Origin of the sequence: Niallia circulans (assembly GCF_007273535.1) — a bacterium.
Lineage (GTDB): Bacteria > Bacillota > Bacilli > Bacillales > Cytobacillaceae > Niallia > Niallia circulans_B.
Genome location: NZ_RIBP01000004.1, coordinates 2,187,799 through 2,201,985, shown reverse-complemented (window position 1 = coordinate 2,201,985; position 14,187 = coordinate 2,187,799). Strand labels below are relative to the sequence as shown.

General features: G+C 39.9%; 13 protein-coding genes and 1 other annotated feature. All 13 genes read right to left on the bottom strand.

The genetic code is table 11. From position 1 onward, the window contains the following. Window positions 1-189 precede the first annotated feature (189 nt). Window positions 190-1,275: an endolytic transglycosylase MltG gene (gene mltG, locus CEQ21_RS18705; protein ID WP_185767328.1), complete on the bottom strand. Its 1,086-nt coding sequence runs from the start codon at window positions 1,273-1,275 to the stop codon at window positions 190-192. A gap of 347 nt (window positions 1,276-1,622) precedes the next feature. Further along, a complete protein-coding gene (locus CEQ21_RS18700) occupies window positions 1,623-1,916 on the bottom strand; it encodes a DUF1292 domain-containing protein (RefSeq protein WP_127737355.1) in 294 nt (97 codons plus the stop codon). Between the two features lie 13 nt (window positions 1,917-1,929). Beyond that, entirely contained in the window at window positions 1,930-2,346 is a 417-nt protein-coding gene (ruvX, locus tag CEQ21_RS18695; RefSeq protein ID WP_185765813.1) for a Holliday junction resolvase RuvX, read from the bottom strand. 5 nt (window positions 2,347-2,351) lie between these two features. Continuing rightward, complete coding sequence (locus CEQ21_RS18690; RefSeq protein WP_127737353.1) at window positions 2,352-2,618, bottom strand: IreB family regulatory phosphoprotein; 267 nt, start codon at window positions 2,616-2,618, stop codon at window positions 2,352-2,354. Between the two features lie 70 nt (window positions 2,619-2,688). Beyond that, window positions 2,689-5,322 carry an alanine--tRNA ligase gene (gene alaS / locus CEQ21_RS18685; RefSeq protein ID WP_185765812.1) on the bottom strand — a complete coding sequence of 878 codons (2,634 nt, stop codon included), beginning with the start codon at window positions 5,320-5,322 and terminating at the stop codon, window positions 2,689-2,691. An 82-nt stretch (window positions 5,323-5,404) separates the two neighbouring features. Further along, window positions 5,405-5,626: a binding site (T-box leader), on the bottom strand. Between the two features lie 55 nt (window positions 5,627-5,681). Continuing rightward, entirely contained in the window at window positions 5,682-6,761 is a 1,080-nt protein-coding gene (locus CEQ21_RS18680; RefSeq protein ID WP_185765811.1) for an AI-2E family transporter, read from the bottom strand. A gap of 98 nt (window positions 6,762-6,859) precedes the next feature. Then, window positions 6,860-7,048: a hypothetical protein gene (locus CEQ21_RS18675; RefSeq protein WP_127737350.1), complete on the bottom strand. Its 189-nt coding sequence runs from the start codon at window positions 7,046-7,048 to the stop codon at window positions 6,860-6,862. 223 nt (window positions 7,049-7,271) lie between these two features. Continuing rightward, a complete protein-coding gene (locus CEQ21_RS18670) occupies window positions 7,272-9,689 on the bottom strand; it encodes an SF1B family DNA helicase RecD2 (protein ID WP_185765810.1) in 2,418 nt (805 codons plus the stop codon). 33 nt (window positions 9,690-9,722) lie between these two features. Next, on the bottom strand, window positions 9,723-10,373 hold the full coding sequence (locus CEQ21_RS18665; RefSeq protein ID WP_419181598.1) for a tetratricopeptide repeat protein: 651 nt from the start codon (window positions 10,371-10,373) through the stop codon (window positions 9,723-9,725). 156 nt (window positions 10,374-10,529) lie between these two features. Next, window positions 10,530-11,645 carry a tRNA 2-thiouridine(34) synthase MnmA gene (gene mnmA, locus CEQ21_RS18660; protein WP_185765809.1) on the bottom strand — a complete coding sequence of 372 codons (1,116 nt, stop codon included), beginning with the start codon at window positions 11,643-11,645 and terminating at the stop codon, window positions 10,530-10,532. A gap of 62 nt (window positions 11,646-11,707) precedes the next feature. Beyond that, complete coding sequence (locus CEQ21_RS18655; RefSeq protein WP_185767326.1) at window positions 11,708-12,853, bottom strand: cysteine desulfurase family protein; 1,146 nt, start codon at window positions 12,851-12,853, stop codon at window positions 11,708-11,710. Window positions 12,854-12,950: 97 nt separating this feature from the next. Continuing rightward, window positions 12,951-13,370, bottom strand: coding sequence for a cysteine metabolism transcriptional regulator CymR (gene cymR, locus CEQ21_RS18650; protein ID WP_185765808.1), 420 nt, complete (start codon window positions 13,368-13,370; stop codon window positions 12,951-12,953). Beyond that, window positions 13,367-14,053 carry a YczE/YyaS/YitT family protein gene (locus tag CEQ21_RS18645; protein ID WP_185765807.1) on the bottom strand — a complete coding sequence of 229 codons (687 nt, stop codon included), beginning with the start codon at window positions 14,051-14,053 and terminating at the stop codon, window positions 13,367-13,369. Before CEQ21_RS18645 ends, cymR begins: the two co-directional genes overlap by 4 nt. Window positions 14,054-14,187 lie beyond the last annotated feature (134 nt).

The following is a 14,187-nucleotide window of genomic DNA, read 5'->3' as shown; positions in this document are numbered from 1 at the left end:
TGTTTATCTGTTTTTTTCAGGGGAAGTTCCCCCTCCACCTGAAAAATGTTAGCTTCTTTTATAAAGAACCTAACTTTTGTATATATGCCAAATTAGTTATTGCCATAATAAGTACCTGTTCAAAAACACTTGTACCATTTTAACATAAAACGCGGGGGAATGCTAATTAATACTGCTTCCCCCATTGCTTTATTTATTGGTAATATATTTAGCCTTTAAGGAATTATGTTCTTCTAAAGTACTAGAAAAATAAACAGTACCATCACCAGCTGCTAAGAAATACAGATAATCTGTTTTCGCTGGATGAAGAGCAGCTTCCATTGACATAGTTCCAGCATTAGAAATCGGACCTGGTGTAAGTCCCTTATTCTTGTACGTGTTGTACGGTGAATCCACTTCTAAATCCTTATATGTGACTCTTTCCTTATGTTTTCCTTGTGAGTACAACACAGTTGGATCTGTCTGCAGTGGCATTCCTTCCTTGATACGGTTATAAAATACGCTTGCAATTTTATCTCGGTCAGCCTTTTCTGTTGCTTCCTCCTCAATAAGTGAGGACATCGTCAGAAATTGGTGGACAGTTAAATCCTCTCGTTCAATATCCTGCCTGTATTTCTCAACAACACTTTGGGTTTTGTCGAGCATTACAGATACAATTTCTTCAAGGCTTGGAGATTCTTTATAAAAGGCGTATGTCGCAGGGAAAAGATACCCTTCTAACGGATATTTAATATCCTTCGCCCATACTTCTGTCGTAAGAATCGTTGGATACTTGCTCATTAATGACTGAATAAATTTCTCATCATTAAGACTTTTGAACACTTTATCTTTTGGTTGTTTTGTTTTGTCCGCTATGATTGCGGCAATTTCATCAAGCTGTTTGCCTTCAGGTATCGTCATCGAGAAAATTGGCTCTTGCATAATTTTACCTGTCTTTAAGCTGTCAATGATTTCTTGAATTGTCATGGAAGGATTCATGTGATACTCTCCTGCCATGAACTCGGACTCATTTTTAAACTTTACATAATATTTAAACACCCTGGCATTTTTGACGAGTCCGTTGTCCTGTAACGTTTGAGCGATATACGTTACACTGGAGCCAATAGGTATATCGACAACTATTTCTTTTTTGCTGTCAGCATCGACAGGTTTCAAACTTGACTTAATGTAAAAATAGCTTGTAAGTGATACTGCAACTATTAAAACTGCCAGTACAAGGATAGTCATGCCGACAATTCTTCTTATTGTTTTTGCTTCATTTCGCCTTTCAGCCATCTTTTCTAAAAACAATTCCTTCTTATCTTTTCTATCATTATTCCCCTCTGTTGTTGACAATTATTTTTTCCCTCCTAAAATCCGGGTATGTATTATCTATCTAAACCATATCTCGACTAATTATACTATATTCTAACAAAGAAAGTGCAAAAAATAGCGAAACACGGCATTTTTGTTATTATTCAAGAATAGTGTATCGCAAATATACATTGCATATTAAAAATAAAATCGAACGCTTAATCGATAATCGATACATAAGTTTCCGTTATATCTTAAACACATGTCCAAACATCTTTTGCAGGAGGCAAAACAAAGGGGACAGCGATTCGCTGTCCCCTAACGTTTTCTTATTCTTCTTCCTCTTCTTTAGCAAGGAAAGTGTTAAGCATTTCCTCAACTAAATCCCACTCTTCATCTGTTTCGATTGGTGAAAGCTCACCATCGCCAGTTTCTTCGTTTGGAATGAAAGAAGATGCATGAATGTCGATTTCGTCATCTTCACTGTCATCTTCACCAATTGGGTAATAAAGGACATATGATTTGCCGAATTCATCTGATTCAAATGTGAACAAAATTTCGCATAATTGTTCGTTTCCTTGCTCGTCTACTACTGTAATTGTATTTGTTTCTCCGTGTTCCATTATTTCCACCTCATCATTTCTGGCTATCCATATAGCCTTGCAATATCATAGATGCTGCCATCTTATCAATTACTTTTTTTCTTTTTTTTCTGCTAACATCTGCTTCAAGCAGCACTCTTTCAGCAGCCATCGTTGTCAGCCGCTCATCCCAAAACGCAACTGGAAGACCGAATCTTTCCTCGAGAAGCTTACCGTAATGCTGACTCGCTTCTCCGCGAAAGCCAATACTGCCATTCATGTTTTTTGGGAGGCCAACCACTATTTTACTTACATCATGCTCAACAATCAATACTCCTAAACGGTCAAAACCGAATTCTTCTTTCTCTTCATCGATTTTTACTGTTTCAATGCCTTGGGCTGTCCAGCCCAAAGCATCACTTATGGCAACGCCTACCGTTTTTGAGCCAACATCCAAGCCCATTGTCCGCATTTTGGTTAATCCTCTCGTTGCTGTTTTAAATAGAACTTGACAAGCTCTTCTATGATCTCATCACGCTCTAGTTTGCGCATTATATTTCGTGCATCCATATGGCGCGGTATATATGCAGGGTCTCCTGAAAGTAGATAGCCGACAATTTGGTTAATTGGGTTATAGCCTTTTTCTTGAAGAGCATCATACACTTGGTTCAGTACTTCTTTTACGTCATGTTCATATGGTTCTTCAGGAAAATTGAATCTCATTGTTTTGTCAAATGAGCTCATATACAACACCTCTATTTTCAGACAGATTCTGTTAATTGATACCTACATTTTACACTACTTGGCCACATTATCAAATGGATTTGATATATTCTTCGACATGATTTAATGCATCTTGCAGTTTAGATGGGTCTTTACCGCCAGCTTGAGCCATATCTGGACGGCCACCGCCGCCTCCACCACAGCGAGTTGCCACTTCTTTGATGATCTTACCAGCATGATAGCCTTTATCCATCAAGTCTTTTGTAACTGCTGCAATTAAATTGACTTTATCATCATTTGCACTACCAAGAACAATAATGCCAGACTCTAGCTTTTGCTTCAAGTCATCTGCCATTGTGCGCAGGTTGTTCATATCAACACCTTTAATATTTGCTGCAAGTACGTTGATGCCATCAACATCTTTTACTTGGTCAACTAAATTGCCTGCCTCGATATTGCTTAGTTTCGCTGCAAGAGATTCGTTTTCACGCTGCAGCTGTTTTAATTCTGCTTGGATCGTATCAATTCTTGTACCCACATCTTTTGGATTCGTTTTAAGCTTGCCTGCTGCGTCTTTCAGAATATTAAGCTGCTCAGTCAGCTGCTGATATGCTGCTTGTCCTGTAACTGCTTCAATCCTTCTTGTGCCAGCACCAATACCAGCTTCTGTAACGATTTTAAATAGGCCGATAGTAGAAGTATTATCAACATGAATACCGCCGCAAAGCTCAAGGCTGTAATCGCCCACTTGAACAACACGAACCACTTTCCCATACTTTTCGCCAAACAATGCCATTGCACCCATTGCTTTCGCTTCTTCGATATCTTTATAGTCAATTTGGACAGGAATGCTATCCCAAATTTTTTCATTGACGATTTTTTCAATTTTCTCCAGCTCTTCTGCTGTAATTTGACCAAAATGAGAGAAGTCAAAGCGTAAACGATCTGTCTGTACAAGCGAACCAGCTTGGTTTACATGCGTTCCAAGTACATCCTTCAGTGCTTGGTGAAGCAAATGTGTTGCCGTATGGTTTTTAATTATTTTCGAACGGTTGCTTCTGTCAACAGCAGCTTCCACTTTATCATTAACTGTTACCACACCTGATTGAACAACGCCTCGATGCAGGTTTTGTCCGTTTGGCGCTTTTTGTACATCTTGAACTAAGATGACAACTGAATCTGATGAAACTGTTCCTGCATCTGCGATTTGACCGCCGCTTTCCGCATAAAAAGGTGTCTTGTCCAAAACAAACTGGATTTCCTGTCCTTCTTCTGCTGTCTCTACGATTTCACCATCAACTAAAAGCGCAGTAACAGTTGCTGTTGTTGACAATGCTTGGTAGCCGACAAATTCGCTTTCCACTTTGATTTCACCAAGAACACTTGATTGAACTTGCATGCTTCCCACTTTTTGGCGCGCTTTGCGAGCTCTTTCACGCTGGCTTTCCATTTCCTTCTCAAAGCCTTCATGGTCGATTTTCATGCCTTGCTCTTCTGCATATTCCTCTGTTAATTCAACAGGGAATCCATAAGTGTCATAAAGGCGGAATACGTCTTCACCTGAAATAAGCAGATTTCCAGACGCTTTTTCCTTTTCCATTACATCACCAAGAATAGACAAGCCTTCATTTAGCGTTTCATGGAAACGTTCTTCCTCACTCTTCATTACTTTTTGGATAAACGCTGATTTTTCTTTAACTGTTGGGTAATAATCAACCATGATTTCTCCCACAACAGGAACAAGCTCAAACATAAACGGACGGTTAATATTGATTTTTTTCGCATAGCGGACAGCTCTGCGCAGCAAACGTCTTAGAACATATCCTCTTCCTTCATTGGAAGGTAATGCCCCGTCACCTATCGCAAATGCTACTGTACGAATATGATCCGCAATTACTTTGAACGCTTCATCTGTATCCTTAGCTGCACCATATTTCACATCAGCAATTTGTTCTGTTGCCTTTATAATTGGCGTGAACAGATCTGTGTCAAAATTAGTAGGAACATTTTGGATAACAGAAGCCATACGCTCAAGTCCCATTCCTGTATCAATGTTTTTCTTCGGAAGCGGAGTGTATGTGCCGTCTGGATTGTGGTTAAATTCAGAGAATACAAGGTTCCATACTTCTAAGTAACGGTCATTTTCGCCGCCTGGATATAATTCAGGATCATTTAAATCATTGCCGTATTCTTGGCCACGATCATAGAAAATCTCTGTGTTTGGTCCACTTGGTCCTTCACCGATATCCCAGAAGTTTCCTTCAAGACGAATAATGCGGCTTTCTGGAATTCCGATTTTGTCTCGCCATAATACGTAAGCCTCTTCATCCTCTGGGTGAACTGTTACAGATAGTTTCTCTTTATCAAAACCAATCCATTTTTCGTCCGTCAAAAACTCCCAAGCCCAGTCAATAGCTTCTTCTTTGAAATAATCGCCAATGGAGAAGTTACCTAGCATTTCAAAAAATGTTTGGTGTCTTGCTGTTTTTCCGACATTTTCAATATCGTTTGTACGAATTGATTTTTGTGCATTTGTAATTCTTGGATTTTCCGGAATAACACGACCGTCAAAATATTTCTTTAATGTTGCAACACCGCTGTTAATCCACAGCAATGATGGATCCTCATGGGGAACTAATGATGCACTCGGCTCAACATTATGGCCTTTTTCCTGGAAAAAATCGAGAAACTTTCTTCTGATTTCTGCTCCTGTTAATACTTTCATGATTAGGTTTTGCCTCCTTCTATGTATGACCTCTCAAAATGGAGAAGTATGTTTTTCAGCATAAAAAAAACTCCCATCCCTGGACAGGGACGAAAGTATGCTCGTGGTACCACCCTGATTTATGGCAGCATAATGCCGCCATCTCTCAATATCCTTAACGCGGATGAACGGCAGGTATTAGCTGCATTCAAGAACTAGCTTTCAATTATCCTTCACTTTGGATTCCTCTCAGCCATGGGAATTCCTCTCTGCAGCATTCGCTTAAAGTGGGCTATAATCTACTTGATTCTATCGTCATTTTTCCAATATGTTCTTCTCTCGAATTATACTGATTTTTCGTTGCTATTGTCAACATGCATTCACTTCATAGCGTCTAGTTTATTGCTTTTGCCAAAATGAACACGCAAGTGGATAATAGCTACTTTCAAAATAGACAAAAGGGGAACAGCTATGACCATTCCGACAATTCCGCCAATCTCCCCGCCAAGCAATAAGGCAAACATAATAAAAAGGGGATGCATATGCAGGCTTTTCCCAACAATGAAGGGTGATAGAACATTTCCTTCTAAAAACTGAAGCACAACAATGATTATGATGACAATAAGGAGCATTTTCACAGACATTGTACTGGCAATAATCACGGCAGGAACGGCTCCAATGATTGGTCCAAAGTACGGGATAACATTCGTAATACCAATAACGATTCCTAACACAAGTGGATATTTCATGCCAAAGAAATAAAAGGAGATGGACGATATACCGCCAATGATTAAGCAAACAAGCAGCTGTCCCCTTATGTAGCTTCCTAATGAAAGGTTCACATCCTTCAAAAACAGGACACTGCTTTCCCGCCATTTGCTTGGAGTCAATTGCCATGCCGCCCTTTTTACTGCTTCGAAATCCTTCAACATATAAAAGGTAATGAATGGAATCAGCATAATAATAACAAAGGAATTAACGAAGTTCATTGCACCCTTTAAAAGCTTTGTCAGCAACCCGTCCATTTTTACTTCAAACGATTCTATCCCATTATCTACTTTAGTCTGCATGTTTTCTGGCCACGCTTTTGTTCTTTCTTGAATGAAGTCAATCCAGCTTCTATACTGGTTAGCAAGCTCTGGTGCACTTTCTGTTAACTCTCTCATTTGATCAATGAAAATCGGAATACATTTGTATAGACCATATCCGACACCTCCAAAAAAGAGGATGTATATCAATGCCACCGCAAGACCGCGATGCAAGCCTTTTTCATGGATTTTTTCAACAACTGGATGAAGCAAATACGTAATGAATGCACCAAGAATAAAGGGAAAAATCACCTTCATCACAAGTTGCACAATCGGAGTCCAAATAGGAGATAATTTAAAGAATATAAACAATACGATAAATAGTAATAGTGTAAAAGCTAACCGATAATACCATTTGACCCTTATTTCCATACAAAACCCCTCCACCCATAATTTGTGTGAAAAGGAGATTATTTATACGAAACAGAGGAGGCGAATTACGCCTCCTCTGTTCATTCATGATTATTTTATCAGCTATATCTGCGATTATCTTCCTCAAACAAATCATCTAAGGAGCTAAGGCTTCCATCCTCTTCCACCTGATGTGTATGAATGATGCCTTTAACTAACGAAAGCTCAATAAAACAGCTCCAGCAATAATACTGACTGATTCCAATTTTTCCGATATCTTTGCTTTGGCAATTAGGACAGATTAACATCTGAAAACACCTCAAAAATTTAGTTTACGACAATATCTAAAAAACGAACGGAAGATAATGTCACTGGTGTTTCCATTCTGTCCAACTTACACAAAAAATAAACATTGTTTTTTATAGGAGTCGGCATAATTTTGATAAAAAAACAGATGTCATCCAAAGCCATTATGGATGACATCTATAGGTTATGCTACAAAAACAGAACAATGTATTACAAACTTTTCCTCTATTGTTTTGTGTCTGTGTGCTCCATAAAATCATAAGGAGATATATTTTCCATGCCGATAAGCGGGTCAATTTCTGTAATTCGCTCACTGTAGAATATGGAAACTTCACCATCTTGCTCGATTATTTCCTTATCCGTTGAAAAAGTCTCTTGCAGTTTTTCTTGCAAGGAGGTCTGCCTGTTTAACTCATCATTACGGCCAACACCAATTTCCATAGCGTCCACTTCGCCAAGCAAAATCAAAAACTGTTTACTTCTTGTTATGCCTGTATAGATTAAATTCCTGCGCAGCATTCTATAGTAGCTTTTAACAATCGGCATGATTACAATCGGAAATTCGCTTCCTTGTGACTTATGAACAGAACAGCAGTAAGCATGGGTTATTTGGTTCAAATCCTGCCTTGTGTACGTTGCTTCAATACCATCAAAAGAGACGATAACCATGTCCTGTTTTTCAGTGTTTTCCTTTGCATAAAAAATCGAGACAATTTCTCCCATGTCCCCATTATAAACATTGTTTTCAGGCTGATTGACAAGCTGAAGCACTTTATCGCCAATTCGGTATTTAACTTCGCCGAATTTCAGTTCCTTCCTTTTTCCGTCTGGATTCGGGTTCAATATTTCCTGAAGAATCACATTAAGACGGTCAATTCCAGCAGGTCCTCTGTACATAGGAGCAAGAACTTGAATATCCATTGGCGCATAACCCTTGTTTTTTGCATTTAGGACGACCTTTTCAATTGCTTGAGCTATTTGTCCTGAAGCACACTTAATAAAGGATCTGTCTTTTTGCTGCTGCATTAAATTTGCAGGCAGTCTGCCGCCTTTTATTTCATGAGCAAGTTCAATGATAGAGGAGCCTTCACTTTGTCTGTATATATCCGAAAGTCGAACTGTCGGGATACAGGCTGATGCAAGCAAGTCCTTCAAAACTTGTCCAGGACCAACTGACGGAAGCTGATCCTCATCTCCAACAAGGATTACTTGTATATTAGATGGCAATGCTTTAAAAAGCTGAAAGGCTAGCCAAATGTCTACCATTGATGTTTCATCGACAATGATTATCTTGCCTTCAAGTGGATTTTCCTCATCCTTATCAAAGCCGCCACTGCCATTCCAGCCTAATAGACGGTGAATCGTGACAGCAGGAAGACCTGTCGATTCTGCCATCCGTTTAGCAGCTCTTCCCGTTGGTGCCGCGAGGATAAAAGGAAACGGCTCCTCCTTCTTATACTCTTTCGGATCAAGACTGCAGCCATGCAGCTCACCGTAAAGCTCAACAATCCCTTTAATAACGGTTGTTTTTCCTGTCCCTGGTCCTCCAGTCAGCATAAGCATCGGCGCCATGAGAGCAGTCTGAATTGCTTGTCTTTGCGAGGGAGCATATTGAACGCCAAGCCTGTCCTCTAAATTTCCTAGAGCAAGCAAAAATTCAGATTCCGGAAATTGGTCTTCATATTCCTTTTGCTCCATAATTCTTTTTATATGGCGAACGACACCTTTTTCCGAATAATAAAGGGATGGCAGGAATATTTTCTTGTCCTCGACAATAATTTTCTTTTCTTCCTCCAGCAGAACAATCTGATCGGCAATAGCGGAGAAGTCTATTTGCTCTTGCTTATTTTCCTCTAAAAGATCCTTCACCCTGTTTAGCACATATTCTGCTTCCAGATAAACATGACCTTCCTGGCTGCTGCCAAGCTCCAATACGTATAAACACCCTGCCTTAATCCTGTCAGGATGGCCCCCGACAAGCCCGATCTGTGACCCTAAATCATCTGCTCTGCCAAAACCAATCCCTTCCACATCCTCGACCAATTTATATGGATTAGACTGAATAATTTCCAGCGTATTATCCTTATATGTCTGATAAATCTTCATGGAAAGCTGCGGCCCAAAACCATATTGGTTTAATGAAATCATTGCTTGCTCTAGCCCTTGATTTTGCATAAGCGTATCATAAAGTGCTTTTGCCTTGTCTGGAGGAAGCTTTGGAACAGAGTCTAACAGGGATGGTTCATTTAAGATTTTTGCAATCGCATTTTCTCCTAAAGACTCGACAATATTTTCTGCTGTTTTTTGGCCGATTCCTTTAAACAGCTCACTGGACAAATAAGTAATAACACCTTGTTTTGTCTGTGGCATCTCTTTACGGAAAGAGGAAACCTGGAACTGCAGTCCAAATCGAGGATGGTCTTTAAATTCACCAAAGAATGTGTATGTATCATTCTCATGCATCTTTGGCAAATACCCTGTGACAACCGCTTCCTTATCTTCATAAGTATCATTTGTTTCATCCACCCTTATTCTCAGCACAGTATAAAGGTTTTCTTCATTATGAAATATAGTAACAAGATGGCGTCCTTTTACGTATTTGCCTTGTTCTGCGAACAGATCCAGTGAATTTTGCTCTTCCAATTATTTTCCCCCCTTCCTAGATCTTCGTATTTTCTAGCCTCCGATAATTTGCTTACCCATAAGTGCAAGCTGGTGGTCAGGCTGGATTTCTAATGCTTTATTAAACATCTCCAACGCTTTTTCCACCTGTTCCTTAAACCCGTATGCAACACCGAGATTGTAATAGGCATCCGCATGCTCTGGGTCCAGCTCAATACAGCTTAAAAACTTTTCTGTTGCTTCGTCTATATACTGACCTTGCGCAAGACATAAGCCAAGCTGGAACAAAGCCTCTGCATCTTCACCGTTCAATTCAACAGCGCGCTGCAAAAATGGGATGGCAAGCATCGGTTTTTCCATCCCGATATGTACCATGCCAAGCATGAAATAATTGTCGCTCGATTCAAGTCCTTTCGCTAATGCTTCCTCAAACATTGCTTTAGCAGACTCAAGCTCGTCTTGTTCAAAATATACAGTTCCTGCACTATAGTAAGCAGCAGCCATTTCAGGATCTATTTCCATTGCCTTTTTATAAAATGTTATCGCTCTATCTAAATCGCCTAATGCGGACAGCACATTGCCAAAATTAACATAGGATACAGCATTGCTTGGATCCTTCTCGATTTCTTCCATGAAGATTTTTGCTGCTTCTTCCCATTTACCCTCTTGCATATATTTAATACCTAATTGATTTGTCTCCACCATTAACACACTCCGTTTCTTCCCTAAAAGTATAGCATATTTTGACCATATAGAAATCTTCCAATCCACAGGTCTCATTCTTTCCAAAAAAAAAAGAGAAACTAACGCAACGCACCACCTTTTAACGAAAGCAGGGCGTTATGTAGTTTCTCTGTTTCTTTAACCTACATATGTCAATTGTTCGTTGTTACGGAACACTTTGTCAATTGTTCCTCCGCCAAGGCATTCTTCTCCTTGGTAGAAGACGACAGCTTGTCCTGGAGTCACCGCACGAATCGGCTCATGGAAGGTTACTTTCACTTTGGAACCGTCTAATATTTCGACTGTCACTTTGTTATCAGGTTGACGATAACGGAATTTAGCTGTACATTCAAATGTTTTTGAAGTTGCATCTGTTGAAACCCAGCTTACATTGTCAGCGATAATGCTGTCTGAATAAAGCATTTCATGATGGAAGCCTTGACCAACATATAATACGTTTCTTGCTAAGTCCTTGCCAATAACAAACCAAGGGTCTCCGCTTCCGCCGATACCTAGTCCATGTCTTTGCCCGATTGTATAGTACATTAACCCATCATGTTTGCCGACAACCTTGCCGTCGAATGTTTCCATATTGCCTTTTTGTGCGGGCAAATATCCGCTTAAAAATTCTTTGAAGTTACGTTCGCCGATAAAGCAAATACCTGTACTATCCTTTTTCGTTGCAGTTGCCAAGTTTGCTGCTGCAGCAAGCTCACGTACTTTTGACTTTTCCATGCCGCCAATTGGGAACATTACCTTAACCAACTGCTCTTCTGTTAATTGGTTAAGAAAATAAGTTTGGTCCTTATTATCATCCTTACCTCTTAACATGCGAACTTTACCATCCTCGCGCACAACTTGTGCATAATGACCTGTAGCCAAATAGTCTGCGCCAAGATTCATGGCATGCTCTAGAAATGCCTTAAACTTAATTTCTTTATTGCACATTACGTCTGGATTTGGTGTTCTGCCAGCCTTATATTCATCAAGGAAATACGTGAAAACTTTATCCCAATACTGCTTTTCAAAGTTAACGGCATAATAAGGGATGCCCAACTGATTGCAGACACGAATAACATCTTCATAATCCTCTGTCGCTGTACAAACACCGAATTCGTCCGTATCATCCCAGTTCTTCATAAATATTCCGATAACGTCATAGCCTTGCTCTTTAAGAAGCAATGCAGCAACAGAGGAATCGACTCCCCCTGACATGCCGACAACAACGCGTGTATCTTTTGGTGCTTTTTCCATTTCATTCCCCCCAGTATTCCTAAGTCCATCTATCTAAGAAGAGTCCAGTTCAAATAAACGGATTATTTGGCTGTCAATCTTTGCACGATTTTTGACAGCTCGCTTCCGACATGCTTGATCTGTTCTTCTGTATTGTATAACCCGAAGCTAAATCGAATAGAGTTTTTCGTCCTTTCCGAATTCTCCCCATACATGCTAACAAGCACATGAGAAGGATCGATGGAGCCTGCTGTACAAGCAGAACCGCTTGATGCGGCAATGCCAGCCAAGTCAAGATTGACGAGCAAGGCCTCTACATTTGTTCCAGGAAAGCTTAAGTTTAAAACATGTGGCAGTGTATTTTCAACTAATCCGTTTTGCTGGAACTCAATTTTATGTTCTTTCAAGGTTTGAAGGAGTATATTTTTATATACTTCGTACTTTTGCCTTTTTTCCAGTCTCTCAGAAATAGCAATCTCTGCTGCGAGCTGGAAGCCTGCTAATGCTGGAACATTTTCCGTTCCTGCTCTGCGTTTTCTTTCCTGTTCACCGCCAAATAAACGTGGTGAAAGCTGAATGCCATTCTCTAAATAAAGGAAGCCAATCCCTTTTGGTCCGTTGATTTTATGAGAGGAAACGGACAGCAGATTAATATGCTGCTTTTTCACATTAATATCCTCTACACCATATGTTTGGACGGCATCTGTATGGAAAAGTGCTTGATGATTTTTTAACAACTGCCCTATTTCCGTGATAGGCTGGATTGCTCCGACCTCGTTGTTTCCATACATGATGGTTACAAGAATAGTATCGTCTCTTAATTCCCTTTTCAACACATCAAGATCAATAACACCAAATTCATTAACTGGAAGATATGTGACATCAAAGCCCTTCTTCTCCAACTCCTGACAGGCAATAAGTACAGCATGATGCTCTATTTCAGTTGTAATAATATGCTTGCCCTTATGCGAGTAGCTGTCTGCTACACCGAATATTGCATGATTGTCTGCTTCTGTCCCACCGCTTGTGATAATAATTTCCGTTTCTTGTGCCCCAATGCTCGCAGCAAGACTATTTCTCGCATTATCAATAATTTTGCGGGCTTGTCTTCCAAAAGTATGGATACTTGAAGGGTTACCATAAGCTTGCTGCATTACTTCATGCATTTTTTCAATAACTTTTGGATGCATCGGCGATGTTGCCGCATGATCCACATATATATGTTCCAACATCTTCACCTACTGAAATTTATTATTCTAAAAATCCAACTACCTTATAGTAATAGGATAGTCAAATACTTGCCAACTATCTGCTTTTTAGCACAACTTAAATATAGAACATGTAGGAATCTGAATCGCCTTCTTCTTTATGGTTCGCTAAATCCTCAATTGTTGTTGAATCAAGCACGTCCTTGACCGCATCACGGATTTTCATCCAAAGAGCTTTTTTAGCAGGCTCCTCATCCTCGATTCCTTCAACAGGGCTAATTGGGCCTTCTAATGTCCGAATGATATCTCCAGCAGTGATGTTTTTTGGATCATCGCCAAGCACATATCCTCCATATGCTCCTCTTATGCTGCGAACATAGCCTGCGTTGCGAAGAGGCGCAACAAGCTGCTCCAAATAATGCTCTGACAAATCATTTGTCTGGGCAATTGACTTTAAAGAAATCGGGCCTTCTCCATGCTTCTTTGCTAATTCCATCATAATTGTTAAGCCGTAACGGCCTTTTGTTGAGATTTTCATATATCTGCACTCCTATTATTCACCATTTTTTTATTTAATTGATGTGATTTTTGAACTTTCGCCAAAAGCATATCTGTCCAGCTTTGGCATTGCGGGATACTTACGCCAGCAATTTTTCCAATGATAGCGGCATACGCCACCGTGCCCCAAAAAACAGGTCCGCCCATCAGCCAGCCTGAAAAAAGCACAATTGCTTCCATAATGAATCTTGTCGTGGAAATACTCAAGCTAAGCCTTTGTGATAAAACAAGCATAAGACTGTCCCTTGGACCAGCTCCGAGTTTAGCGGAAATATATAAGCCCATGCCATACGCCATAATGACTAAGCCCAGTAAAAACATTACACCTCTGCCAAGCAGTGCTTCTGGTGTCTTCATAAACGGCATAAGCAAAAACAAATCAATAAAAATCCCCACTAGCAGCATATTAAGAAATGCGCCGACTTTCGGGATAGTTCTTGACAGAACAGCACTGACAAAAAGGACAAAAAAGCCGACTATTATCGTCCAGCTTCCGATCGTTAATCCAAGTTGGTAAAATAAGCCGATGTTTAGTACGTCCCATGGTGCAGATCCTAAATCTGCTTTAATTAATAGGACAATGCCAAACGACATGATAAGCAGGCCGACAATAAATATTACCGTTCGCCATGTGAGCTGTCTTGCCTTCAATACGGCATCCATATTAATATCCACCTTTACATATTTACGTTACTCCGCAGCAATTCGAACATTATGCATTATAACATATTTTCGTCTGTATGCTGCTTGCACCATAAGCTAGTTACTTTCCATTATAATTATGTTATATCCTATCT